We start from the raw sequence: 22,928 nt of genomic DNA on the forward strand, positions 1-22,928 counted from the left end.
CAGCGACGTCCCTCGGGGCGCGGGCCACGAGAACGGTCGCGCAGCGCGAGTCTCAACCGCCGACCGCCGACCGCCGACCGCCGACCGCCGACCGCCGACCGCCGACCGCCGACCGCCGCGCCCTGCCCCACCGCCGGACGGGAGGCGCGTGGCGGGCCCGCACCGCGCCTCCCGTCCGTCTCATACTCACCTTCCCTGTGCGACTGCACAGGAGCGCTTGGTTCTGTGGGGCAACGAGATCGCCGGGTGCTCGCGCACCCTTCGTCGAGGAGGACGGATGGCAATCGACCGCAGGCTCTTCCTGCTCGGGGGCACGGGGGTGCTGCTGCTCGCCGGGTGCTCCACCCGGCCGGAGCGCACCACCGTCGAGGAGTGGCCCACCGACCCGCCCGAGGGTGACGTCACGATCAGCTGGTGGGCGGGGCAGGTCGCCTCGAAGGACGGCGGCGACCTCCGCCGTCGGCTCATCGCGGAGTTCCAGAAGGAGCACCCGAACATCCGCGTGCGGATCGTGAGTGCCCCGAGCGACACCGACACGAACCGCACCAGCCTGACGACGCAGATCGCCGCGGGCAGTCCGACGCCCGACGTGTACCTGGGCGACGTCGCGTGGCCCGGGCAGTTCGCGAAGAACAAGCTCGCGACCCCGGTGAACCAGCTCGTGGGGGAGGACTTCTTCGAGCAGTTCCCCGAGGGGCTCCGCCTGGCGGCGAGCGTCGACGGGACCTACTACATGTTCCCGCTCTACATCGACGAGTCGTTCTTCCTGTACCGGCAGGACCTCCTCGACAAGCACGGGCTCCAGGTCCCGCGCTCGTGGGAGGAGGTCAAGGACACCGCGAAGAAGCTCGTGGACACCGGCGACGTCGACTACGGGCTGGCGTTCCAGGGCGACGTGTACGAGGGCCTCACCTGCAACGTGACCGAGTTCGTCGCGGACGCCGGCGGGTCGCTGCTCAACGACGACCTGACGAAGCCCGCGACGACGAGCTCGGAGACCAAGCGTGCGTTCGAGTTCATGCGCTCGCTCATCACCGACGGCGCCGCTCCCCGTGCGACCCTGACGTACCAGGAGCAGGACACGAACGACGCCTTCGCGGGCGGCCGCGCCGCGTTCCTGCGCAACTGGTCGTACGCCTGGGGCATCGCGAACGGCCCGGACTCGGCGGTCGCCGGCAAGGTCGGCCTCGCGCCCCGCCCGACGTTCGACGGCATGGACGAGCACCACTCGACGATCGGCGGGTGGGGGAACTACATCAACCCGCACACCCAGCAGCCCGCGGCGGCGTTGACCTTCGCGGCGTGGATGTCGAGCGAGACGGCGCAGCAGTTCCTCACCCGCGAGGGCGGTGTGCTGCCGGCCCGCAGCGCGAGCCTGGTCAGCGACGACGCGAAGCGGCAGGACCGCCCGACGTACGACACCGCGGCGGGCATCACCCTCGTGCCCCGCCCGACCTCGACGGCGTACTACCCGAAGGTCTCGCAGGGCGTCTACCAGAACGGCAACAGCATCCTCGGCGGCCAGGCATCGGTCGACGGCGGCACCCGTTCGATGGCCTCGGCCATCTCGCTCGCCCTGACCGGGGACGCGCTGTGAGCGCCGGCACCGCGACGCGGACCTCGGCCGGCGAGACCGGCGGACGGACGCCGGGCACCGGGAAGCCCGACCGGTACCGCCCGACGACCGCACGGTCGCGGATGGAGCGCGTCCGTGCCCGCGGTGCGTGGGGCTTCGCGGCCCCGGCGCTCCTGGTCGTCGCCGCGGTGACGATCTTCCCGGTGGTGTACTCGATCGTCCTGAGCTTCGCGGACGTCGAGATCGGCTACGACGGCTTCACGATCCAGGGCTTCGGCCTCGGCAACTACGCGGCCCTGCTGCAGAGCGCCGACTGGTACCGGGCACTCGGCTTCACGGTGCTCTACACCGTCGTCACGGTGTCCGTGGAGCTCGTGCTCGGCATGCTCGTCGCCCTGGTGCTCGAGCGGCTCGGGGTCACCCGCGGGTGGATGCTCGCGCTGCTCCTCGTGCCGTGGTCGCTCGTGACGATCGTCAACGCGCAGCTCTGGAAGTACATCTACGACTCGACGTACGGCGTCGCGACGTGGTTCTTCGGCCTGTTCGGCGACGCCCCGGTGATCCTCGGCGAACCGGTCCCCGCGATCACGGGCCTGATGGTGGCGGACATCTGGAAGACGACACCGTTCGTCGCGATCATCCTGCTCGCGGGCCTCGTCCAGATCTCGGAGGACCTGTACGAGGCCGCCGAGCTCGACGGGGCGAACGGGTGGCAGACGTTCTGGCGCGTCGTCGTCCCGCAGCTGACGCCGACCCTGACGATCGCGGTCCTGTTCCGCGTGCTGCAGGCGTTCGGCGTCTTCGACCTGCCGTTCGTGCTGACGAACGGTGGACCGGGCACCACCACCCAGTCGCTCGCGATCATGGGCTACAAGGTGCTCTTCCAGGACATCAACATCGGACCGGGCGCCGCGATCGCGACCAGCACCGCGGTCATCGTGGCCGTCGGGTGCCTGCTCTTCCTGCGGGCGTTCCGGAACCAGGCGAAGGGAGGGGATGCCTGATGCCCCGTCAACGTGTCCGCAAGGGCTGGCGGAAGTGGGTCAACACCGTCAACGTCAGCGGTGTCGTCATCGCCGTGCTCACCGCGCTGCCGCTCTACTGGCTCGTCTCCACGTCGCTCAAGCCGTCGTCGGAGATCGCGCAGTCGCCGCCGACCGTCGTGCCGCAGTCGCTCACGTTCGACAACTTCGTCGTGGCCTTCCGCGACAACGCCCTCGGGCAGTACATGGTCAACAGCATCGTGGTGTCGGTGGCCACGACGGTCATCGTGCTCGCACTGTCGTTCCTCGCCGGCTACGCCCTCGCCGGGCGGTGGATCAAGGGCCGGACGGCGATCATGACCTCGCTGCTCATGCTGTCGGTCTTCCCGGCGATCGCGGTCCTGACGCCGCTGTACCTGCTCGAGCGGAACCTCGGGCTGCTCAACTCGTACCCGGGCCTGATCGTGCCGTACGTGGCGTTCAACCTGCCGTTCGCCATCTGGATCATGCGCAACTACCTGCAGGGGATCCCCTCCACCATCGAGGAGGCCTCCGAGATCGACGGCGCCGGCGCCTGGCGCACCGTGCTGTCGGTGATCCTGCCGATGGCGAAGCCCGGACTGTTCACCGTCGGCGTCTTCACGTTCACGGCGTCGTGGAGCGAGTTCCTCATGGCGCTGACGTTCAACAGCGAGAACTCGTTCCGCACCATCCCGGTCGGCATCGCCCTGTTCGGCACGCAGTTCACGGTGCCGTTCGCGCAGATCTTCGCGGCGAGCGTCGCGGCGACGATCCCGATCGTCATCCTCGTGCTGGTGTTCCGCCGGTCGATCGTCTCCGGGCTCACCAGCGGTGCGGTGAAGGGGTGACCTCCGCGCGCTCGGTGACCACGGAACGGTCACCGACCCCGGTGACGGACGGGAGGCCCGTGGCGATCCCGCCACGGGCCTCCCGTCCGTCACCGGTCCGGTGCGCGATCGTCGCGAGCCGGACCGGTCACGTGCCGTCAGCGACGTCCGTCGCGTGCGGTGTCGGTGAAGAAGTCGGCGTACAGGCCGTTGACGTCCTGCAGCTCGCCGTACTTCCAACGCTTGCGCATCCGACGGAACGTCTCGATGCGCACCGGGTCGATGCCCGGCTCGGACTGGTACGAACCCATGGTTCCTCCCCGTTTCCCTGATCCACCCCCGTGTGGGGGTACCCGAGGGCGACGGTACGTGCAACGGCGTCCCGCGTCCGCCGATGTAGGTCGGGAACTGACCTAACTGCGCTTGTTGGACAAATGTTCGAGCAGGGTCCCCAGCCGCCCGTAGCCTGCCGTCAAGGGGTCGGAGCGCCGTACTCGAGCGCCTCGATCACTCGGTCGATCACGCGGACGTACCGCGTGGTCTCGCGCTCGGAGAAGGAGGACAGGAGCTCGTGCAGGTGCTCGTTCGTGCTGTCCATCGCGGCGGCGTAGGCGCGTTGCGTCTCCAGGGTCAGTTCGATGTACCGGCTGCGGCCGTCCTCCGGGTTCGGGACGCGGCACAGGTGACCGGCGCGCTCGAGCCGGTCGACCGTTCCGGTGACCGCTGGGCTCGAGAGCCCGAGGTGCGACACGAGGTCCTTCACCCGCACCGTGCGTCCGGCAGCAGCGGCCCGCGCGACGAACTGCAGGACCGTCAGGTCGGAACCGGACACCGAGAGTCGTTCGCGCAGTCGACCCCGGAGCGCGCCCATCGCGGCCTCCAGCCGGGTGATCGCGGCCGTCAGGTCGATCTCACTCACGTGGTCGCCCCCTCCGAGTGCGTCGGTCGTGCGCGACACTACGCCGCACCCACCCTGGAACCGTATCCGGATAACGAGGAAGCATGCGTCAACTGGACAGGCGATCGCGAACGGGATCGTCGTGGCTGATCCCTTGATCGAGGCGTTCGGCGCCGAGGGGACGATCGCGCCGGTGCGATTCGAGGTCTCCGGGACGCGGCCGGACACCGCCGTCCGCGACCTGGGCGGCATCTACGCGGGGGAGCGGTGGAGTGCCGTCCCGTCGCACGGGCGGTTCGACTACCGGTACACGGCGATCGGCGACAGCGAGGTCACCATCCGCCGGTCGCAGATGCACGGCGAGATCCGCGGGTGGATGCCCTCGGGGTCGGTCGACTACGTGGTGACGTGGATCAGCACGGGGACGGGGGAACTCGAGGTGCGCGGGGAGCGCTGGCCGATGCTCCTGGACGTGCCGGTGATGTTCCCCGCCGACGAGGAGTTCGGCTTCGTCACCGCGGACTACGACCAGCGTCTGGTGCACTTCGACCGCGAGTTCGTCCGGCGGGTCGCCGCGACACGGTCGGACGTCGCGGACCGACCGCTGCGCTTCGACGCGCGACGCGGCGCCGACGAGTCGATCGGGCACCGGTGGCAGGGGGCGCTGACGGCGCTCTCGCGGGCCCTCCGCGTGGGCGGGCCGGACTCGGACGTCTGGCAGGACGCCAAGGTCGCCGCCGCCGAGGTCTTCCTCGACATGTTCCCGCCGCAGAGCGGCAGCCTGCCCGACGTGCTCGAGCAGCCGCGGAACGCCCGGCTCCGCGCCGCCGTCGAGTACATCCACGCGCACGCCGCCGAGCCCGTGTCGATCGTCGACCTGTCCGAGGCCGCCGGGCTCAGCGTCCGGTCCGTGCAGGAGTCGTTCCGCCGGGTGTTCGACGTCTCCCCGCTGACCTACCTGCGCCAGGTGCGGCTCGACCGCGTGCACGAGGAGTTGCTCGAGGCAGGGCCGCAGGCCGGCGCCGTGGGGGACATCGCGCGCCGCTGGGGCTTCGCGCACCTCGGGCGGTTCTCGGCGTCCTACGCCGAGCGGTTCGGCGAGTACCCGAAGCAGACCCTGCGGCGCTGAGGGCCGCGCGGCTCGGCCGCGCGGCGGTCGCGGCTCGCCCGGTCGCGGCCGCGGCCGCGCCGCGCAGCGCCGGTCGGCGCGACGCGCTCGCGCGCAACCAGGAGCACGTCGCGCCGCGGAAGGCCGTGGCGCGGCGTGCCTTCGGTTGTGCCGCGCGTGCCGCGGCCGCCGCGGTCGCTGCGGGCGGTGCGGCCGCTGCGGGCGGTGCGGCCGCTGCGGCCGCTACGGCGCCGCGCCGCGCCGTGCCGCGGAAGCGACACGCTTCCGTCTCCCGACGGCGGCGCACTGTCGCTTCCGCGGACGACTCGCGCCACCGCGCAGCAGGCGAGGGCCGCCGGACGGGAGGCGCGGTGCCAGGTGACCGCGCGCCTCCCGTCCGCAGACCCGTCGCGACGGCCAAGCGGGCACGACATGCCGCAGCCGTGCGCCGAGCGGGTGCGATCGGCTGCCAGCGGCGCCGAGCGTGACAGATGTGGCCCGCTCGTCGTGCCGAGGGGAGGCGCGGTGCCGGCTGCGCGCCGCGCGCTGCACGCCGCGCGCCCGCCGCGCGCCCGCTGCGCTTCAGCCGCGCGCCGGCGCCGTGCTGCTGCGGACGCGCAGCGTCGAGCGCAGTCGCACGTGGTCGCTCGTCGGCTCGCCCCGGAGCATCGCGAGGAGCATCGTGACCGCGCTCGCGCCGAGTTCGGCGAGCGGCTGGGCCACGGTGGTGAGCGGCGGCGTGGTCGTCGACGCCTGCGGGACGTCGTCGAACCCGACCACCGACAGGTCCTCGGGGACGCGCAGCCCCAGCGATGTCGCGGCGTGCAGCACGCCGATGGCCGACGAGTCGTTCGCCGCGAACACCGCCGTCGGGCGGTCCGGCAGCGTCAGGAGGTCGTGCGCCACGGCGGCGGAGCGCTCCTCCTGGTAGTCACCGGCGCGGACGAGCCGCTCGTCGACCGCGATGCCCGCGGCGGCGAGGGCGTCCCGGTACCCGGTCTCGCGCAGCTGCGACGACGCCAGGTCGCCGCGGCCCTGCACGTGGGCGATGCGGGTGTGCCCGAGGCCGAGCAGGTGCTCCACGGCGTCCCGGGCCCCGGCAGCGTTGTCGGTGTCGACGGTGGCGTGGCCCTCCGGTCCGGTGTGCGGGTCGATCGCCACGACGGGGATGGACGCTCCCGACAGGGCCGCGGACGGGGTGACGACGATCGCACCGTCGATCAGCGTGCCGGACAGGCGTGACAGTGACCGGCGTTCCCACCCGGGCTGCCCGGTGCCTGCTTCGAGCCCGGCGTAGGCGAGCAGCTCGTAGCCCGTGCCCGTGGTCGCGGCCGAGACACCGCGCAGCAGCTCGGTCGAGAACGGCTCGAACTCGGGCACGAGGATGCCGATCACGTTCGTGCGCGAGCTCCGCAGGCTCCGCGCGACCAGGGACGTCTCGTAGCCCAGGCGCTCGACGACCTCCTGCACGCGGAGCATCGTCGCGGGTGCGACGCCGTCGCGGTTGTTGACCACCTTCGACACGGTCGGGATCGAGACACCTGCGGCGCGCGCGACGTCCGCGATCGTGACCCGCCCCGGTCCGGGCGTGGGATCGACGGCGGTCTGCATGTGCTCACCGTACCGCCGGAGCCGCATTCCGCCAGTCCGCGCATCACGGTTAGAAAACGTTATCGATAACGATTGACAACGCTGCGGAGCACCTGGCACGCTCTCCGCAGCGGCATCGACTGCCGCGAACGTCAACGACGACACCGAGGAGTTCCACGATGACGAGGAAGATCCGTGCCGCGGCAGCCATCGCGCTGGTCGGGGCCACCGCGCTCACCATGGCGGGCTGTTCCGCCGGCGGCAGCGACCCGTCCCAGGACGGCGGTAAGGTCACGATGACCTTCTGGCACAACTCGACCACCGGTCCGGGCAAGGCCTACTGGGACGACACGGTCAAGGCCTTCGAGCAGAAGTACCCGAACGTCACGATCAAGGTCCAGGCGATCCAGAACGAGGACCTCGACGGCAAGCTCCAGACCGCGCTGAACTCCGGCGACGGTCCCGACATCTTCCTGCAGCGCGGCGGCGGCAAGATGGACGCGATGATCGCCGCCGGTCAGCTGATGGACATCTCCGACTCGATCAGCGCCGACGCGAAGCAGTCGATCAGCAAGGGCACCTTCGCCGGGTACGAGAAGGACGGCAAGACCTACGCGATGCCGGGCGCCGTGCTCCCCGAGGGCATCTGGTACTCGAAGGACCTGTTCGCCGAGGCCGGCATCGAGGGCACCCCGACCACGATGGACGAGCTGAACGAGGACGTCGCCAAGCTCAAGGCGAAGGACATCGACCCGGTCGCCGTCGGCGCGAAGGACGCCTGGCCGGCCGCGCACTGGTACTACAACTTCGCGCTCCGCGAGTGCAGCGAGAAGACGCTGAACGACGCCGCGAAGACGCTGAAGTTCGACGACGCCTGCTGGACCAAGGCTGGTCAGCAGCTCGAGGACTTCAACAAGACCGAGCCGTTCAACCAGGGCTTCCTCACCACCGCCGCACAGCAGGGTGCCGGCAGCTCGGCCGGACTCCTGGCCAACCACAAGGCCGCGATGGAGCTCATGGGCGCCTGGGACCCGGGCGTGATCGCCTCGCTCACCCCGGACTCCAAGCCGCTGCAGGACCTCGGCTGGTTCCCGTTCCCGGCGGTCGACGGCGGCAAGGGTGACCCGAAGTCGATGATGGGTGGTGTCGACGGCAACTCCTGCTCGGCACAGGCCCCGAAGAAGGCCTGCACGGACTTCCTCAACTTCATCGTGCAGAAGGACAACCAGGAGGCCTACTACAAGGCCTTCAACGCCATCCCCGTCAACAAGGACGCCCAGTCGGTCGTCTCCGAGCCCTACCTGAAGACGGCCCTCGCCGCCTACCAGGAGGCTCCGTTCGTCTCGCAGTACCTCGACACCCTGTACGGCCAGAACGTCGGCAACGCGCTGAACACCAGCGTCGTCGACCTGCTCGCCGGCAAGGGCAGCGCGAAGGACATCGTCGAGACCACCAACCAGGCTGCGGCCAAGGGCTGATCATGGCGCTCGACACCTCCCTCGGCACGAACCCGGCGAAGGCGTCGGGCACAGCTCCCGGGACGTCCCCGGCGGGGAGCGGTTCGCCGCTCCCCGCCCGGCGGACCGCCAAGCGCGTCGCCGACTGGCGCAAGCGCGTCGAGATCGCGGTCCTCGCCGGACCCGCGGTCATCGTCTTCGTGACCTTCGTCATCCTGCCGGTGGCGCTGGCCGCGTACTACGGCTTCTACAAGTGGCAGGGCTACGGCCCACCGACGAACTTCGTCGGGCTGCAGAACTACCTGATCATCTTCCAGGACAAGGCGTTCCAGTCCGTCCTGCTGCACAACGGCTTCATCGTCGTGATGTCGCTCGTGCTGCAGGGCCCGATCGCGATCGTCCTCGCGCTCCTGCTCAACCAGAAGATGCGCGGCCGCGGACTCGTCCGCGTGCTCGTCTTCGTGCCGTACGTGATCTCCGAGGTCATCGTCGGCACCGGTTGGAGCCTCATGCTCCAGTCGAACGGTGCCGTGAACGACCTGATGCAGGGCATCGGGCTCGGGGGCCTCCGTCAGGACTGGCTCTCGAACCCGGACATCGCGATCTGGAGCCTCCTCGCGATCATCTCGTGGAAGTACATCGGCTTCGCGGTGATCCTGTTCCTCGCCGGCCTGCAGAGCATCCCCGAGGAGCTCTTCGAGGCGGCGGCGATCGACGGCGCGAGCTACTGGCAGATCCAGCGCCGGATCACGCTGCCGCTGCTCGGCCCGACCATCCGCATCTGGGCGTTCCTGTCGATCATCGGCTCCCTCCAGCTGTTCGACCTCGTCTACATCATCTGGGGCCAGTACATCTCCTCGACCGCGGGCACCTCGACCATGGCGACGTACATGGTCGCGAACGGCCGGACCTCGGGCAACTACGGGTTCGGCAGCGCCGTCGCCGTGGTCATGTTCCTGATCTCGCTCGCCGTCGCCCTGGTCTACCAGCACTTCGTGCTCCGTCGGGACACCGCGGGCGCCATCACCGAGAGGAAGCACTGATGGCCATCACCAGCGCCACCACCAACCTCGTCGCCCCCGGTCGCCGTGGTGCCCGGGCGCGGAAGTCCGGGGCCGCCCTCGGTCAGGCGAGCCCGCTGACCTACGTCGTCGCGATCCTGTTCGTGGCCGCGAACCTCGCCCCGGTGCTCTACATCGTGCTGGGCGGGTTCCGGACGAACTCGCAGATCACGACGAGCCCTGCGGGCCTGCCGGCTCCGTTCCAGTTCGGCAACTACGGCTCGGTGCTGTCGAGCGGGATCTTCTGGCAGCAGCTCGGCAACTCGACGATCAGCGCCCTGAGCACCACGCTCGGCGTCGTCGTGCTCGGCCTGATGGTCAGCTTCGTGCTCGCCCGCTACTCCTTCCGGGGCCGCGGGGCGGTGTACGCGCTGTTCGCCGCGGGCCTGATGTTCCCCATCACGGTCGCCATCACGCCGCTCTACCTGCTCGTCAAGGACCTCGGTCTCACGAACAGTCTGGCCGGTGTGATCCTGCCGCAGATCGCCTTCGCCCTGCCGACGACCGTCATCATCCTGGTGCCGTTCCTGCGGGCGATCCCCGACGAGCTCGAGGAGGCCGCCTCGATCGACGGCGCCAGCCGCCTCGGCTTCTTCTTCCGCATGATCGTCCCGCTGTCGCTGCCCGGCGTGGTGACGGTCGGGATCCTCGCCTTCATCGGCAGCTGGAACAGCTACATCCTGCCGCTGTTCATCCTCAACAACGAGGCCGCGTACACGCTGCCGCTCGGTGTCCAGGCGTTCTCGTCGCAGTACTCCGTCGACACGGCCAAGGTCCTCGCGTTCACGTCGATGTCGATGATCCCCGCGCTGGTGTTCTTCACGATCTTCCAGAAGCGCATCGTCGGCGGCCTGACCGGGGCGGTGAAGGGGTGACCACGCTCGACCACACGGTGACCACCGACGGCCAGGAGGCGCGCGGCACGTCCGCACCGCCGCTCACCGACGCCACCCGCGACGGACGGGAGGCGCGTGGCGGCGCCGCCCCGGGCCTCCCGTCCGACCGCGTCACCGCGCTCCTCGCCGCGATGACGCTCGAGGAGAAGACGGCGCAGCTGGTCGGCTACTGGCTCGACCAGAACGGTGTCGTCGCCCCGATGCAGGGCGAGATGGCCGCAGCGCAGCAGGGGACGGCGCTCGCCGACGTCACCCGGCACGGACTCGGGCAGTACACCCGCGTGTACGGCACCCGACCCGTCGAACCCGACGAGCGTGCCGCCTGGCTGTGGGCGGAGCAGCGGCGGCTGAAGCGCGAGACGCGCCTCGGCATCCCGGCGCTCGTCCACGAGGAGTGCCTGACCGGACTCGCGGCGTGGAAGGCGGCGACCTTCCCGACGCCGCTGGCGTGGGGAGCGACGTTCGACCCGGAGCTCGTCGAGCAGGTCGGCGCCGTGATCGGCCGTTCGATGCGCGAGCTCGGCGTCCACCAGGGCCTCGCGCCCGTGCTCGACGTCGTGCGGGACCCCCGCTGGGGACGGGTCGACGAGTGCATCGGCGAGGACCCCTACCTGGTCGGCACGGTCGGCACCGCGTACGTGCGCGGTGTGCAGAGCGCCGGTGTCGACGCGACGCTCAAGCACTTCCTCGGGTACTCGGCCTCACGGGCCGGTCGCAACCACGCGCCGGTGCACGCCGGTCCGCGCGAGGTCGCCGACGTCTTCCTGCCGCCGTTCGAGATGGCGCTCGTCGACGGCGGTGCCCGGAGCGTCATGAACTCGTACGCGGAGATCGACGGCGTGCCCGTCGCCGCCGACCCCGCGCTGCTCACCGACCTGCTGCGCGACCGGCTCGGGTTCGACGGGACGGTCGTGGCGGACTACTTCTCCGTCGCGTTCCTCGAGGTGATGCACGGTGTCGCCCGTGACCGCGGCGAGGCGGCCGCGACGGCGCTCGCGGCCGGCATCGACGTCGAGCTGCCGACGGGTGACGCGTACCTCGCGCCGCTCGTCGAGCGGGTCCGCAGCGGACTCGTCGACGAGGCCCTCGTCGACCGTGCCGCGCTGCGCGTGCTCCGGCAGAAGGAGCGGCTCGGTCTGCTCGACCCGGAGGCCTTCGAGGACGAGCCGCCGACGGCCGTCGACCTCGACTCGCCCGAGCACCGGGCGCTGGCGCGGCGACTGGCGGCCGAGTCGCTGGTGCTGCTGTCGAACGACGGCGTGCTGCCGCTCGGCAGCGGCGCCGCCGCCCCCGTCGGTGGCGGCGCTGCCGCCCCCGTCTCCCGGACCCCGGGCGCCGTCCTGCAGGGCCCGGTCGCGGTGATCGGCCCGAACGCCCACCGCGCCGAGGCCCTGCAGGGCTGCTACTCGTTCGCGAACCACGTGCTCGCCACCCACCCGGGGCTGGACCTCGGCTTCGCGATCCCGACCGTGCTCGAGGCGCTGCAGGACTCGCTCGGACCCGACGCCGTCCGGTACGCCCGCGGCACCGAGGTCGAGGGCGACGACCGCTCCGGCATCGCCGAGGCCGTCGCGGTCGCGCAGGAGTCCGCCGTCGCGGTCGTGGTGGTCGGCGACCAGGCCGGCCTGTTCGGTCGTGGCACGGTCGGCGAGGGCAACGACTCCGAGTCGCTCGACCTGCCCGGGGTGCAGCGCGAGCTCGTCGAGGCCGTCGTCGGCACCGGCACCCCGACCGTCGTCGTGCTGCTCACCGGTCGCCCGTACGCCATCGGCTGGGCGCTCGACGGCGACCAGCACAAGCCCGCGGCGGTCGTGCAGGCGTTCTTCCCCGGCGAGGAGGGCGGCACCGCGATCGCCGACCTGCTCACCGGCGCCGCCGCACCCTCGGGTCGCCTGCCGGTCTCGCTGCCGCGGTCGGCCGGGGCCCAGCCGTACTCGTACCTGCACCCGCGCCTCGGTGGTCCGTCCGACGTCACGGCGACGGACTCCACCCCGGTCCGACCGTTCGGCTTCGGCCTGACGTGGACGTCCTTCGCGTACGAGGACCTGACCGTGGACGGGACCGCGACCACGGACGGGTCGTTCACCGCGTCGGTCACCGTGCGGAACACCGGCCACCGGGACGGCGTCGAGGTCGTCCAGCTCTACGGGCACGACCCGCACGCGTCGATCACGCGTCCGGTCGCGCAGCTGCTCGGGTACGCGCGGGTCGCCGTGGCGGCGGGGGAGTCCGTCACGGTGCGGTTCGACGTGCCCGTCGCGCGGTTCGCCTTCACCGACCGTGCGATGCGGAAGGTGGTCGAGCCGGGCGACGTCGAGGTGTGGGTCGCGTCCGACGCGTCGGCGTCGCGGCCGGGAGGCCCGCTGGAGACGGGCGGCATCGTCGCGTCCGGCGACGGGCCGGTCCGGCACGAGTTCCCCCGGTCGGCGACGGAGCGTGCGGTCGTTGGCCTGACCGGCGCCGTGCACGGGGTCTCGCTGGCCGACCGGCGCACCGTCACCTGGACGACCGTCTGACCGAGGACGCCGTCGCGGAGTGTCCGGATCAGGGACCCCGCGGCGGCGTCCGCGTGCGTCCCGGCGTCGGGCCGGTACGGTGGAACGAGTCTTCCACGGGGACCGCGACACGGTGTGCCACCACGCACCGCGGCCCCGGTGGACCAGGAGGAGGACGACACCCGTGAGCACCGACGACCAGGCACGCGTGCGCAGCGCGCTCGTCGCGGCGCTCGACGTCGTCGACGCGCCACCGTCGGAGCGCTTCGAGCGCATCGTCCGGGTCGCACGCGAGGTCTTCGACGTGCCGCTGTCCTACGTCAACGTGCTCGACGACGACCTGCTGCACACCCTCACGCCGAACGTCCCCGACGAGATCGTCTCCGGACCGGTCGGGTGGTCGTTCTGCCAGCTGACGGTGCAGCACACGGAGCCGACCGTGGTGCCGGACACCACGGCCGATCCCCGCACCGCCGACCTGCCGGGTGTCACGCGGCGCGGCATCCGGTTCTACGCGGGCGTCCCGCTGACCATCGCCGGCGGGGAGCCCGTCGGGACGCTCTGCCTCATGGACACCCGACCGCGTGCGTTCTCCCCGCAGGACACCGCCGCGCTCATCGACCTCGGGCACTGGGCCGAACGCGCCCTCGGGCAGGGGTTGCACCACGACCGCCTGCTCGAGGTCGCCACCGCCCTCGCGCCGCGCGCCGTCGCACCCGCCGGGTACCGGATCGACGGGATCACCGTGCCCTACGGGGACCTCAGCGGCGACCTGCACGACTGGTCCGTGGTCGACGGTGACCTCGTGCTGACCCTCGCCGACGTCATGGGGAAGGAACAGCCGGCCGCACTGCTCGCGGCGGGCATCCGCTCCGCCCTCCGGCAGCACCGGACCGTCCCGCCCGTCGCAGCGGTCACCGCCGTCGAACCCGCCCTCGCCGAGGACCTCGGCCGCGCGAGCGCCTTCGCCACCCTGTTCCACGCCCGGCTCGACCCGGCCAGCGGGGTCGTCGACATCGTGGACGCGGGCCACGGGCTGGCGGTGCACGTCCCGGCGGACGGCACGCCGAGGGTGCTCCGGTCGCACGGGCTGCCGCTCGGACTGCACCCGGAGGGCACCCCGCGCCGGGCGTCGACCACGACCCTGGAGCCCGGCGACGCCCTCGTCGTGGTGAGCGACGGGGCGCTCGACCTGGGCGACGGCACGATCGACACGCTGCTCGACCTCGCCCGGACGCTGCGCACCGCGTCCGGCGTCGTCGCCTTCCTCGAGACGGTGCGGCTGCGCGCGGCCGAGCGGGCCGAGGACGACGTGACGGTCGTCGTCCTCGGCCGGGCCTGACCGCGCAGCGCTGAGGTGGCCCGCCACCGTGTTCGCTCGAGCGCGTCAGGGGCGGTGGTCGTACCGACCCGGACGCGGGTCGAGCGGGAGCTGCCGTGGCGACTGCGCGCCGTTCCTCGCGGCGCCCACGGCCGTCACGGAGCGCGTCACGATGCTCACCGCGGTCGCGAACCAGCCGCGCTTCCGCGGGTGCTCGAACGCGTCGTCGCCCCACGGTCGATCGTCGTCGGTGTCCCCCATGACGCCCCTCCTGGTCGCTGTGCCCGCGAGGCTACACGGCCGTGGACCGCACCGGGAGGCCCGGGACCCGTGCACGCTCCGGGAACCCCGGGGGAGCGTGGGTACCGTGGCCCTCCTCACACCGTGAAGGAGCACGCCATGACCGACGCCGACGACCCGCGCGACACCGTCAACGACCCCGAGGGCACCGAGAAGCCCGACGGCCTCGGCGAGGACGGCACGATCCCCGCGCACCCCGAGGGGGTGGCCGCTGGCTTCGCCGGCGACGACTCGCACTTCAACCCCGAAGAGGACGACGAGTCGGCGGACTAGCCGGACCCGACCACGAGACGGGACGGGAGGCCCGTGGCGACGCCGCCACGGGCCTCCCGTGTGTCCCCGGTCGCCGCGTCGCCACCGGGACCGGTCCGCGGATCGGTACCGTGTCGGACATGGCCCGCTTCACGCCCCCCGCTGCCGACGCGATGCGCGCGACCCTGCTCGCCGCCGCCCGCGACGAGTTCGCCGCCCACGGGCTGGCCGGGGCGCGCGTCGAGCGCCTCGCCGCCGAGGCCGGCAGCAACAAGGCGCAGGTCTTCCACTACTTCGGGGGCAAGGACGGACTGTTCGACGCGCTGCTGACGAGCGAGCTGACGGCCGTGCACGACGCCGCGCCGCTCGACACCGCCGACCTGGCCGCGTGGGCCGGTCGCCTGCACGACGTCCTGGTCGAGCGCCCGTGGGTGCAGCGGCTCGCGACCTGGCACCGGCTCGAGCGGCCGGACACGCCGGTCGAGGCGCTCGCCGAGCAGTACGCCGACGCCGTCGCCGAGGTCGAGCGGGCCCAGCGCGCCGGGGTGCTCCCGCGACGCTTCCGCCCCGCGGTGCTCTACGGGCTCGTCGTCCAGCTCGCCGAGGTCTGGTCGACCCTCCCGCCCGAGGCGTCCGCTCCGGTCGCCTCGGTCGTGCCGATGCGCCGCCGTCAGGTCGTCGTGGACGCCGTCGGAGCACTGCTCGGGGACTGACCGGTCTCCCGCCGGACCCTCCGGTGCAGCGTGTCCGAGGGGCGCTCGCCGAAGGTGCCGGCGTAGGTGCCCGCGAACCGACCGAGGTGCGCGAAGCCCCACGCCCTGGCGACCTCGGCGACCGTGGTGGTCGACGGGTCCCCGGCCTCGAGTGCCGCCTGCACGCGGTGCAGTCGCACGTCGCGCAGGAACTGCATCGGGCTCGCCGCGCCCGCACGGTGGAACGCCGCCTGCAGGCCCCGAGCGCTGAGCCCCGTGGCGCGGCAGAGGTCGGCCGTGGTGAGCGGTCGGCGGGCGTTCGCCACGATCCACTCCTGGGCGACACGGACCGCGCCGTGCCCCGCCGCAGCGATGCCCGACGGCGGGGTCTGGTCGAAGACCTCGAGGACGGCCTCGGCGATCCTCCGGCGCTGCGCCTCGCGGAGGGGCGGCGCGGCGGGCGGGTCCCACAGTGTCCCCGCGGCCCCGGCGATCGTCCGGCGGAGCGCGGGCAGGGCGTCGGGGTCGGCGGTCGCCGCCGGTCCGGCGTTGTTGAATTCGACTGCGGGTCAGCTGAGGCGCTGCGCCAGGAACGCCGCCTGCCGCTCCCAGTGCCGGTGGCCGCCGCCCTCGTGGCCGTTGTACGGGTAGACCTCGATGTGCTTGTCCGTCGACGCCAGTGCGTTGTACGCCGCGAAGGTCGTGCGTGGGGGCACCACGTCGTCCATGAGCGCGACGGAGAACAGCGCCGGGGCCGTGATCCGTGCGGCCAGGTTCACGCCGTCGAAGTACGCCGCGGTGTCCCACACGGTCTCGACCGCGTCCCGGTGCACGGCGAGGTACTGGGCGAGCTCCAGGTACGGGCCGCCCACCGCGACGTCCGTGCCGTGCTCCCAGTCCGACAGGAACGCGACGTCCGGCAGCACGGCGACGAGCGGCGCGGTGTGCGCCTCGACCAGGGCGGCCGCGGCGATCGCGATGCCGCCGCCCTGGCTGCCACCGGTCAACGCGATGCGGTCCGGATCGACACCGGGCAGCGTGCGGACCGCGTCGACGAGCCGGACCGCGTCCGTGTACACGCGGCGGTAGTAGTGCTCGGCGGGCGAGGCGATGCCGCTCGCCATCCACCCGCCGCCGTTCGGGCCGGAGCCGTGCGGATCCGGGGTGTCGCCGCCGGACCCCCAGCCGCTGCCCTGCCCGCGGGTGTCCATCACGACGTGCACGTACCCGGCGAGTGCCCACGAGACCCGCTCGCCCGGCAGGCCCCGACCGCCGCCGTACCCGATGAACTCGACCACGGCGGGCAGGTCATCCGTCGAGCCCGCCGGACGCGAGACCCAGGCCCGGACGGGGTCGCCGCCGAAGCCCGGGAACGTCAGGTCCTGCACGTCGAGCGCGGTCACCGGCGTGGTGGCGGGGACGAGCACGGGCTCGGTCCCGGCACCGGCCGCCCGGGCCTCGGCGATCGTGTCCGTCCAGAAGGCGTCGAGGTCGTCGGGCCGCCGCACGGTCGGGCGGTACGCGCGGAGCTGGTCGAGGGGCAGGTCGGTGAGCGGCATCGGGGTCCTCGCTGGTGGTGGGTCGTTCCGGGTGTCCCTGGTCGGAACGGGCGCACCTGGTCGGGAGTTCCGACCGGGTACGCCCGATTCCACCAGGTGGACGCGCCTCAGCGCATCAGCGTGCGGCGGCGCGGTACTGCTCGAGCACCTCGGGGTGCGGGTCCGCGGGCACGACCGTCGCGGAGACCTCCCACGACGGCAGGCTCCCGGTCAGCACCCACGCGGCCTGTCGAGCGGCACCCGAGGCGACGTACTCGCCGGGCTCCGGGATCGACACGGCGCGGCCGAACACCTGCGCGGCGACGGCCCGGACGGCCTCGTTCCGCGCGGCGCCGCCGATGAGCAGCAGCCGCGACACGTGCACGCCGGTGTCCTCGACCGCGGCGAGACCGTCGGCCAGGGCACAGAGCATGCCCTCGACGGCGGCACGGGCGAGGTGCGCCCGGTCGGTCGTCGCGGGCGTCATGCCCACGAGCGAGGCGGTCGCGTCCGGCCGGTTCGGCGTGCGCTCGCCGACGAAGTACGGCACGAGCACGAGACCGTCCGCCCCCGCCGGCGCCTGCAGCGCGAGCTCGCCGAGCTCGTCGTGGTCGACGGAGAGGAGTCCGCCGATCACCTCGAGCACGCGGGCCGCGTTCAGGGTGGTGACGATCGGGAGGCGCGACCCGGTCCCGTCGGCGAAGCCCGCCACGGTCCCGCTCGGGTCGGTCACCTCGGTGTCGGTGACGCCGAAGACCGTCCCGCTGGTACCGAGGGACACCGCGACGTCGCCCGGGCCGAGCCCGAGGCCGAGCGCTGCCCCGGCGTTGTCGCCGAGCCCCGGGCCGACGACGAGGCCGGCGCGGGAGACGGCACCGCCCGGCAGCTCGACGTCGGACGCCAGCGTGCCCATCGCCTCGTCGGGAGCCACGACCCGCGGGACGACGACCAGGTCGTCGTCCCCGTCGTGCGCGGTGCCGTCGTGCGTCCCGGCAGCGACCCGTGCGCGACGACCGAGCGCCTGCTCGAACAGCTCGGTGTCGTACTCCCGGCGCACCGGGTCCCAGTAGCCGGTGCCGCTGGCGTCCGAGCCGTCGGTCGCGAGGGCGTCGAGGTCCGGTCCGAGCGGGCTCTCGTCCGCCGGTCCGTACCCGCGCAGCCGCCACGACAGCCAGTCGTGGGGGAGCGCGACGGCGGCGACCCGCGCTGCGTTGTCCGGCTCCGCGTCGCGGAGCCACCGCAGCTTCGTGCCGGTGAACGAGGCCACCGGGACCAGACCCGTCCGGGCGACCCATGCCTCCCGGCCGAGCTCCTCGACCATCTGCGCGGCCGCGTCGGCACTGCGGACGTCGTTCCAGAGGAGCGCGTCGCGGACCACGCGACCGTCGACGTCGAGCGCGACCATGCCGTGCTGCTGCCCGGCGATCGCGACGGCGGCGACGTCGTCGAACCCGCCGGCGTCCGCGATCGCGGTGCCGAGCGCGTCCCACCAGTGTCGGGGGTCGACGGACGTGCCGTCCGGGTGGGCCGCACGGCCCTCCCGGACGACCGCGCCGGTCGCAGCGTCACGGATGGTGACCTTGCAGGACTGGGTCGAGGAGTCGACCCCTGCGGCGAGCTGCTGGCTCAACGAGCGCCCATGAGGTGCTCGATCGCGAGCTGCTGCAGGCGCACGAAGCCGAAGCCCTTGCCGCCGAAGTACGCGTCGGCGTCGAAGTCCTCGTACGCCGAGCGGTCGGCGAGGAAGTCGTCGTACGACTCGCCGCTGTTCAGCGTCGGCGTCGAGAGCTCGTCGACCTTGGCGGCGGACAGGGCCTCCTGCACCTCGGGGTCGGCACGGAACGCCTGCGCACGCTCCTTGAGGAGCAGGTACATGCGCATGTTCGCCTTCGCCGAGTCCCAGACGCCCGTGATGTCCTCGGTGCGGCTCGGCTTGTAGTCGAAGTGACGGGGGCCGTCGTACGCCTGGCCGCCCTGCGGAGCACCGTGCTCGAGCAGGTCGACGAGCGAGAACGCGTTCTGCAGGTCGCCGTGGCCGAACACCAGGTCCTGGTCGTACTTGATGCCGCGCTGGCCGTTGAGGTCGATGTGGAAGAGCTTGCCCTGGTAGAGCGCCTGGGCGATGCCGGCCGTGAAGTTCAGGCCCGCCATCTGCTCGTGGCCGACCTCGGGGTTGATGCCGAACAGCTCCGGACGCTCGAGCGTCTCGGTGAAGGCGATCGCGTGACCGAGGGTCGGCAGCAGGATGTCGCCGCGGGGCTCGTTCGGCTTCGGCTCGATGGCGAAGCGGATGTCGTAGCCCTTGTCGGTGACGTACTGGGCGAGCAGGTTCACGGCCTCGCGGTAGCGCTCGAGCGCTGCCTGCACGTCCTTGGCGGAGTCGTACTCCGAGCCCTCGCGGCCACCCCACATGACGAAGGTCTTCGCGCCGAGCTCGGCGGCCAGGTCGAGGTTGCGGAGCACCTTGCGGAGCGCGAAGCGACGGACGTTCCGGTCGTTCGAGGTGAAGCCGCCGTCCTTGAAGACCGGGGCCGAGAACAGGTTCGTCGTGACCATCGGCACGATGATCCCGGTGGAGTCGAGCGCGCCCTTGAGGCGGTCGATCTGCGCCTGGCGCTCGGCGTCGGTCGAGCCGAAGGCGAACAGGTCGTCGTCGTGGAAGGTCAGGCCGTAGGCACCGAGCTCGTCGAGCTTCTCGACCGCCTCGACCACGTCCAGCGCGGGACGGGTCGGGCCGCCGAACGGGTCGGAGCCGTTGTAGCCGATGGTCCAGAGACCGAAGGAGAACTTGTCGTCGCGGGTGGGCGTCGTTGCCATGGTGGGTCACCGTTCGTCGTCGAAACAAAATGTTGCCGCGCCCAACATAAGCGGTAGGGTGGATCCTGGCAACACCGGATCGCAAAGGAGCGAGTGGATGGCACAGGACGGACACGGACCGGGACGACTGCGCGTCGCCATGGTCGGGCACGGCTTCATGGGGGCGGCGCACTCCCAGGCGTGGCGGACCGCACCGCGGTTCTTCGACCTCGGCGTGGAGCCCGAGATGGCCGTGGTCGTCGGCCGCGACGCCGAGCGCACCGAGGCCGCGCGGCAGCAGTACGGCTGGCAGACCGCATCGACCGACTGGCGGCAGGTGGTGGCCGACCCGGACATCGACGTCGTCGACGTGGTGTCGCCGGGGTCCTCCCACGTCGAGGTCGCGATCGCGGCGCTCGAGGCCGGCAAGCACGTCCTGTGCGAGAAGCCCCTCGCCAACACCGTCGCCGAGGCCGAGGCGATGACCGCCGCCGCCGAGGCCGCCGCCGAGCGCGGGGTCCGCGCGATGGTCGGCTTCAGCTACCGCCGCGTCCCCGCCATCGCGTTCGCCCGCCAGCTGGTCGCGGACGGGAGGATCGGCACGGTCCGGCAGGTCCGCGCGCTCTACCTGCAGGACTGGTTGGCCGACGAGGACGGTCCGATGACGTGGCGCCTGGACAAGGCGCTCGCCGGCTCCGGCTCGCTCGGTGACATCGGTGCGCACGCGATCGACCTCGTCGAGCACGTCACGGGCGCACAGCTCGCCACCGTGTCCGGCACGCTCGAGACCTTCGTGCACGAGCGTCCGCTGATGGCCGAGGGCGTCGGGCTCTCCGGCACCGCGTCCGACGAGCGTGGGCAGGTCACCGTCGACGACGCCGCGTTCTTCCTCGGCCGTCTGACCGGCGGCGCTGCCGACGGTGCGATCGGCACCTTCGAGGCCACGCGCTACGCGACCGGCCGGAAGAACGGCCTGACGCTCGAGGTCAGCGGGTCCGAGGGCGCGATCCAGTTCGACCTCGAGTCGATGAACGAACTGCGCCTGTACGAGTCGTCGGCGCCCGCGGGGGAGCAGGGCTTCCGCCGCATCCTCGTCACCGAGCCGGAGCACCCGTGGATGGCCGCGTGGTGGCCGACCGGGCACCTCATCGGCTACGAGCACACCTTCAGCCACCAGGTGACGGACTTCGTGCGGGCGATCGTCGCCGGCACCGACCCGCAGCCGTCGTTCGCGGACGGCCTGCACGTGCAGCGGGTCCTCGACGCGGTCGAGCGCAGCGCGGCCGACGGCAGCGCCTGGACGGCGATCTGATGGCCGACACGACGAAGCGAGCGCTGGTCGTCCGTGGCGGGTGGGACGGGCACATGCCCGTCGAGACCACCGACCTGTTCGTCCCGTTCCTCCGCGACAACGGCTTCGACGTCCACGTGTCGGACTCGACGGCGGTGTACGCCGACGCGTCCGTGATGGCGGACGTCGACCTGATCGTGCAGGTCGTGACGATGTCGACCATCGCCGACGACGAGTTCGCCGGGCTCCAGCAGGCGGTGCTCGGCGGTGCCGGGCTCGCCGGCTGGCACGGCGGGATCGCGGACGCGTTCCGGAACACCGCCGACTACCTGCACATGGTCGGCGGCCAGTTCGCGCACCACGCGGGCAAGCACCCGTCGGAGCGCACCGGCGAGCAGTCCGACAACTACATCCCGTACACGGTGCACATCACCGATGCCGGGCACGAACACCCGATCACGCAGGGCATCGAGGACTTCGACCTCCTGACCGAGCAGTACTGGGTGCTCTCCGACGAGTACAACGACGTGCTGGCGACGACCACGCAGGAGGCCCGGGACTTCGACGCCTGGAACCGTCCGGTCACCGCACCGGCGATCTGGACCCGGCAGTGGGGCGAGGGGCGCGTGTTCGTCTCGGCTCCCGGGCACCGGCTCGAGGTCGTCGAGTCGCAGCCGCTCCGCACGATCATCGAGAGGGGACTCCTGTGGGCAGCCCGATGAAGGTCGGTGTCGTCGGCGTCGGCGTCATCAGCCAGCAGTACTTCGAGCACTTCCCGGCGCTGCCCGGCCTCGAGCTCACCGCCGTCGCGGACATCGACGTCGCCCGGGCGCAGTCGGTCGGTGCGACGCAGGGCGTGCGGGGGACGAGCGTCGACGAGCTCATCGCCGCGGACGACGTCGACGTCGTGCTCAACCTGACGATCCCCGCCGCGCACGCCGAGATCGCCACCCGGGCACTCGAGGCCGGCAAGCACGTGTACGGCGAGAAGCCGCTCGCGATGTCGACGGCCGAGGCACAGCCCGTGCTCGACCGCGCCCGACGCTCGGGCCTGCGGGTCGGCAGCGCGCCGGACACCGTGCTCGGCACCGGGATCCAGACCGCACGGGCCGCGCTCGACGACGGCCTGATCGGCAGCCCGGTCGGAGCCGCGGTGTCGTGGTCGGCTCCCGGGCACGAGCTCTGGCACCCGGCACCCGCGTTCTACTACCAGCCCGGCGGCGGTCCGCTGCTCGACATGGGGCCGTACTACCTGACGAGCCTCGTGTCGTTCTTCGGCCCGGTCGTCCGGGTCAGCGGTGCCTCGACCCGCTCCGACCGCGAACGCACCATCGCGACGGGTCCCGCGGCGGGCACCCCGCTCCGGGTGGACATCGACACGCACGTGGTCGCCGTCCTCGAGCACGCGAACGGTGTCGTCTCGACGGTGACCGTGTCGTTCGAGGTCTGGGCCACCCGGGCGCCGCTGTTCGAGGTGTACGGCACCGCGGGCACGCTCGGCGTCCCCGACCCGAACCGGTTCTCCGACACGGTGTCGATCGCCGACGCCCAGGGGGGAACAGCACAGCCCCGCGAGTGGCGGGACCTGCCGACGAGCGCCGGGTACGCCGACGCCGGACGCGGGTACGGCCTGGCCGACATGGCGCACGCGATCGCGACCGACCGACCGCACCGGGCGTCGGGGGAGCTCGCGTTCCACGTGCTCGAGGTGATGGAAGCGGTGTCGACCGCCGCCCGCGAGCACACCGTGGTCGAGGTCCGGTCGCGCGTCGACCGTCCCGACACCGTGCCGGCAGGCGCCTCACCCGGGTCCTGGTGAGCCAGAC

Annotated in this window: 22 protein-coding genes; 14 read left to right on the plus strand and 8 right to left on the minus strand. The window is 72.2% G+C overall.

Annotated features, from left to right (window positions below; genetic code table 11):
* The first annotated feature begins 277 nt into the window (after positions 1-277).
* Genes ABIC52_RS01510 through ABIC52_RS01520 form a run of 3 tightly spaced genes read left to right on the plus strand, consistent with a single transcriptional unit; the run spans position 278 to position 3,428 of the window.
* Complete coding sequence (locus tag ABIC52_RS01510; protein WP_126892585.1) at positions 278-1,597, plus strand: ABC transporter substrate-binding protein; 1,320 nt, start codon at positions 278-280, stop codon at positions 1,595-1,597.
* The gene (locus ABIC52_RS01515) at positions 1,594-2,580 is read left to right on the plus strand and encodes a carbohydrate ABC transporter permease (protein WP_209679703.1); all 987 of its coding nucleotides are present in this window, start codon (positions 1,594-1,596) and stop codon (positions 2,578-2,580) included. Before ABIC52_RS01510 ends, ABIC52_RS01515 begins: the two co-directional genes overlap by 4 nt.
* Positions 2,580-3,428 (plus strand): carbohydrate ABC transporter permease, encoded by an 849-nt coding sequence (locus ABIC52_RS01520; RefSeq protein WP_209679701.1) that lies wholly within the window; start codon positions 2,580-2,582, stop codon positions 3,426-3,428. Before ABIC52_RS01515 ends, ABIC52_RS01520 begins: the two co-directional genes overlap by 1 nt.
* Before the next feature lie 137 nt (positions 3,429-3,565).
* Here the strand turns inward: ABIC52_RS01520 and ABIC52_RS01525 are convergent, their stop codons facing one another.
* Together ABIC52_RS01525 and ABIC52_RS01530 are read right to left on the minus strand one after the other, a co-directional pair.
* A complete protein-coding gene (locus ABIC52_RS01525; RefSeq protein WP_153257449.1) occupies positions 3,566-3,718 on the minus strand; it encodes a hypothetical protein in 153 nt (50 codons plus the stop codon).
* A gap of 161 nt (positions 3,719-3,879) precedes the next feature.
* Positions 3,880-4,326, minus strand: coding sequence for a MarR family winged helix-turn-helix transcriptional regulator (locus tag ABIC52_RS01530; protein ID WP_209679699.1), 447 nt, complete (start codon positions 4,324-4,326; stop codon positions 3,880-3,882).
* Positions 4,327-4,447: 121 nt separating this feature from the next.
* On the opposite strand from ABIC52_RS01530, the gene ABIC52_RS01535 reads away from it, so the two are divergent.
* Complete coding sequence (locus tag ABIC52_RS01535) at positions 4,448-5,434, plus strand: AraC family transcriptional regulator (RefSeq protein ID WP_209679697.1); 987 nt, start codon at positions 4,448-4,450, stop codon at positions 5,432-5,434.
* Between the two features lie 561 nt (positions 5,435-5,995).
* Here the strand turns inward: ABIC52_RS01535 and ABIC52_RS01540 are convergent.
* The gene (locus ABIC52_RS01540; RefSeq protein WP_354026429.1) at positions 5,996-7,024 is read right to left on the minus strand and encodes a LacI family DNA-binding transcriptional regulator; all 1,029 of its coding nucleotides are present in this window, start codon (positions 7,022-7,024) and stop codon (positions 5,996-5,998) included.
* 158 nt (positions 7,025-7,182) lie between these two features.
* Here ABIC52_RS01540 and ABIC52_RS01545 point away from each other — a divergent pair, with 158 nt between their 5' ends.
* The 5 genes from ABIC52_RS01545 to ABIC52_RS01565 all read left to right on the plus strand — a co-directional run bounded on the left by ABIC52_RS01545 (position 7,183) and on the right by ABIC52_RS01565 (position 14,254).
* Positions 7,183-8,481, plus strand: coding sequence for an ABC transporter substrate-binding protein (locus ABIC52_RS01545; protein WP_126892594.1), 1,299 nt, complete (start codon positions 7,183-7,185; stop codon positions 8,479-8,481).
* 2 nt (positions 8,482-8,483) lie between these two features.
* Positions 8,484-9,503: a carbohydrate ABC transporter permease gene (locus ABIC52_RS01550; RefSeq protein ID WP_126892593.1), complete on the plus strand. Its 1,020-nt coding sequence runs from the start codon at positions 8,484-8,486 to the stop codon at positions 9,501-9,503.
* Positions 9,503-10,396: a carbohydrate ABC transporter permease gene (locus tag ABIC52_RS01555; protein WP_209679692.1), complete on the plus strand. Its 894-nt coding sequence runs from the start codon at positions 9,503-9,505 to the stop codon at positions 10,394-10,396. Before ABIC52_RS01550 ends, ABIC52_RS01555 begins: the two co-directional genes overlap by 1 nt.
* Complete coding sequence (locus tag ABIC52_RS01560; RefSeq protein WP_354026430.1) at positions 10,393-12,933, plus strand: beta-xylosidase/alpha-l-arabinosidase; 2,541 nt, start codon at positions 10,393-10,395, stop codon at positions 12,931-12,933. Before ABIC52_RS01555 ends, ABIC52_RS01560 begins: the two co-directional genes overlap by 4 nt.
* A gap of 163 nt (positions 12,934-13,096) precedes the next feature.
* Positions 13,097-14,254, plus strand: coding sequence for a PP2C family protein-serine/threonine phosphatase (locus tag ABIC52_RS01565; protein WP_354026431.1), 1,158 nt, complete (start codon positions 13,097-13,099; stop codon positions 14,252-14,254).
* Between the two features lie 45 nt (positions 14,255-14,299).
* Here the strand turns inward: ABIC52_RS01565 and ABIC52_RS01570 are convergent, their stop codons facing one another.
* The gene (locus ABIC52_RS01570) at positions 14,300-14,494 is read right to left on the minus strand and encodes a hypothetical protein (RefSeq protein WP_126892678.1); all 195 of its coding nucleotides are present in this window, start codon (positions 14,492-14,494) and stop codon (positions 14,300-14,302) included.
* A 138-nt stretch (positions 14,495-14,632) separates the two neighbouring features.
* On the opposite strand from ABIC52_RS01570, the gene ABIC52_RS01575 reads away from it, so the two are divergent.
* Positions 14,633-14,806, plus strand: a complete 174-nt coding sequence (locus tag ABIC52_RS01575) for a hypothetical protein (RefSeq protein ID WP_174234769.1) — start codon at positions 14,633-14,635, stop codon at positions 14,804-14,806.
* A gap of 119 nt (positions 14,807-14,925) precedes the next feature.
* Positions 14,926-15,498, plus strand: coding sequence for a TetR/AcrR family transcriptional regulator (locus tag ABIC52_RS01580; protein WP_354026432.1), 573 nt, complete (start codon positions 14,926-14,928; stop codon positions 15,496-15,498).
* Here ABIC52_RS01580 and ABIC52_RS01585 read toward each other — a convergent pair.
* From ABIC52_RS01585 to xylA, 4 genes are all read right to left on the minus strand, one after another.
* Positions 15,456-15,803 (minus strand): helix-turn-helix domain-containing protein, encoded by a 348-nt coding sequence (locus ABIC52_RS01585; protein ID WP_354026433.1) that lies wholly within the window; start codon positions 15,801-15,803, stop codon positions 15,456-15,458. The two genes, ABIC52_RS01580 and ABIC52_RS01585, sit on opposite strands and share 43 nt — an antisense overlap.
* A 243-nt stretch (positions 15,804-16,046) precedes the next feature.
* Positions 16,047-17,036: an acetylxylan esterase gene (locus tag ABIC52_RS01590; protein WP_354026434.1), complete on the minus strand. Its 990-nt coding sequence runs from the start codon at positions 17,034-17,036 to the stop codon at positions 16,047-16,049.
* A gap of 115 nt (positions 17,037-17,151) precedes the next feature.
* Positions 17,152-18,645, minus strand: a complete 1,494-nt coding sequence (locus tag ABIC52_RS01595) for a xylulokinase (RefSeq protein ID WP_354026435.1) — start codon at positions 18,643-18,645, stop codon at positions 17,152-17,154.
* Entirely contained in the window at positions 18,642-19,832 is a 1,191-nt protein-coding gene (xylA, locus tag ABIC52_RS01600; protein WP_126892337.1) for a xylose isomerase, read from the minus strand. Before xylA ends, ABIC52_RS01595 begins: the two co-directional genes overlap by 4 nt.
* Positions 19,833-19,929: 97 nt before the next feature.
* Between xylA and ABIC52_RS01605 the strand changes: the two genes are divergently transcribed.
* Genes ABIC52_RS01605 through ABIC52_RS01615 form a run of 3 tightly spaced genes read left to right on the plus strand, consistent with a single transcriptional unit; the run spans position 19,930 to position 22,921 of the window.
* Complete coding sequence (locus tag ABIC52_RS01605) at positions 19,930-21,123, plus strand: Gfo/Idh/MocA family protein (protein WP_238638236.1); 1,194 nt, start codon at positions 19,930-19,932, stop codon at positions 21,121-21,123.
* Positions 21,123-21,824: a ThuA domain-containing protein gene (locus ABIC52_RS01610; protein WP_354026436.1), complete on the plus strand. Its 702-nt coding sequence runs from the start codon at positions 21,123-21,125 to the stop codon at positions 21,822-21,824. Before ABIC52_RS01605 ends, ABIC52_RS01610 begins: the two co-directional genes overlap by 1 nt.
* Complete coding sequence (locus ABIC52_RS01615) at positions 21,809-22,921, plus strand: Gfo/Idh/MocA family protein (protein WP_354026437.1); 1,113 nt, start codon at positions 21,809-21,811, stop codon at positions 22,919-22,921. Before ABIC52_RS01610 ends, ABIC52_RS01615 begins: the two co-directional genes overlap by 16 nt.
* Positions 22,922-22,928 lie beyond the last annotated feature (7 nt).

Source organism: Curtobacterium oceanosedimentum (assembly GCF_040545555.1).
Lineage (GTDB): Bacteria > Actinomycetota > Actinomycetes > Actinomycetales > Microbacteriaceae > Curtobacterium.

Excerpts from the sequence above, each read along its gene's own strand:
- ABIC52_RS01570 (WP_126892678.1), bottom strand. The coding sequence starts at position 14,494 with ATGGGGGACACCGACGACGATCGACCGTGGGGCGACGACGCGTTCGAG.
- ABIC52_RS01610 (WP_354026436.1), top strand. The coding sequence starts at position 21,123 with ATGGCCGACACGACGAAGCGAGCGCTGGTCGTCCGTGGCGGGTGGGAC.
- ABIC52_RS01545 (WP_126892594.1), top strand. The coding sequence starts at position 7,183 with ATGACGAGGAAGATCCGTGCCGCGGCAGCCATCGCGCTGGTCGGGGCC.
- ABIC52_RS01520 (WP_209679701.1), top strand. The coding sequence starts at position 2,580 with ATGCCCCGTCAACGTGTCCGCAAGGGCTGGCGGAAGTGGGTCAACACC.
- ABIC52_RS01555 (WP_209679692.1), top strand. The coding sequence starts at position 9,503 with ATGGCCATCACCAGCGCCACCACCAACCTCGTCGCCCCCGGTCGCCGT.
- ABIC52_RS01590 (WP_354026434.1), bottom strand. The coding sequence starts at position 17,036 with ATGCCGCTCACCGACCTGCCCCTCGACCAGCTCCGCGCGTACCGCCCG.
- xylA (WP_126892337.1), bottom strand. The coding sequence starts at position 19,832 with ATGGCAACGACGCCCACCCGCGACGACAAGTTCTCCTTCGGTCTCTGG.
- ABIC52_RS01575 (WP_174234769.1), top strand. The coding sequence starts at position 14,633 with ATGACCGACGCCGACGACCCGCGCGACACCGTCAACGACCCCGAGGGC.
- ABIC52_RS01605 (WP_238638236.1), top strand. The coding sequence starts at position 19,930 with ATGGCACAGGACGGACACGGACCGGGACGACTGCGCGTCGCCATGGTC.
- ABIC52_RS01550 (WP_126892593.1), top strand. The coding sequence starts at position 8,484 with ATGGCGCTCGACACCTCCCTCGGCACGAACCCGGCGAAGGCGTCGGGC.
- ABIC52_RS01510 (WP_126892585.1), top strand. The coding sequence starts at position 278 with ATGGCAATCGACCGCAGGCTCTTCCTGCTCGGGGGCACGGGGGTGCTG.
- ABIC52_RS01580 (WP_354026432.1), top strand. The coding sequence starts at position 14,926 with ATGGCCCGCTTCACGCCCCCCGCTGCCGACGCGATGCGCGCGACCCTG.
- ABIC52_RS01525 (WP_153257449.1), bottom strand. The coding sequence starts at position 3,718 with ATGGGTTCGTACCAGTCCGAGCCGGGCATCGACCCGGTGCGCATCGAG.
- ABIC52_RS01540 (WP_354026429.1), bottom strand. The coding sequence starts at position 7,024 with ATGCAGACCGCCGTCGATCCCACGCCCGGACCGGGGCGGGTCACGATC.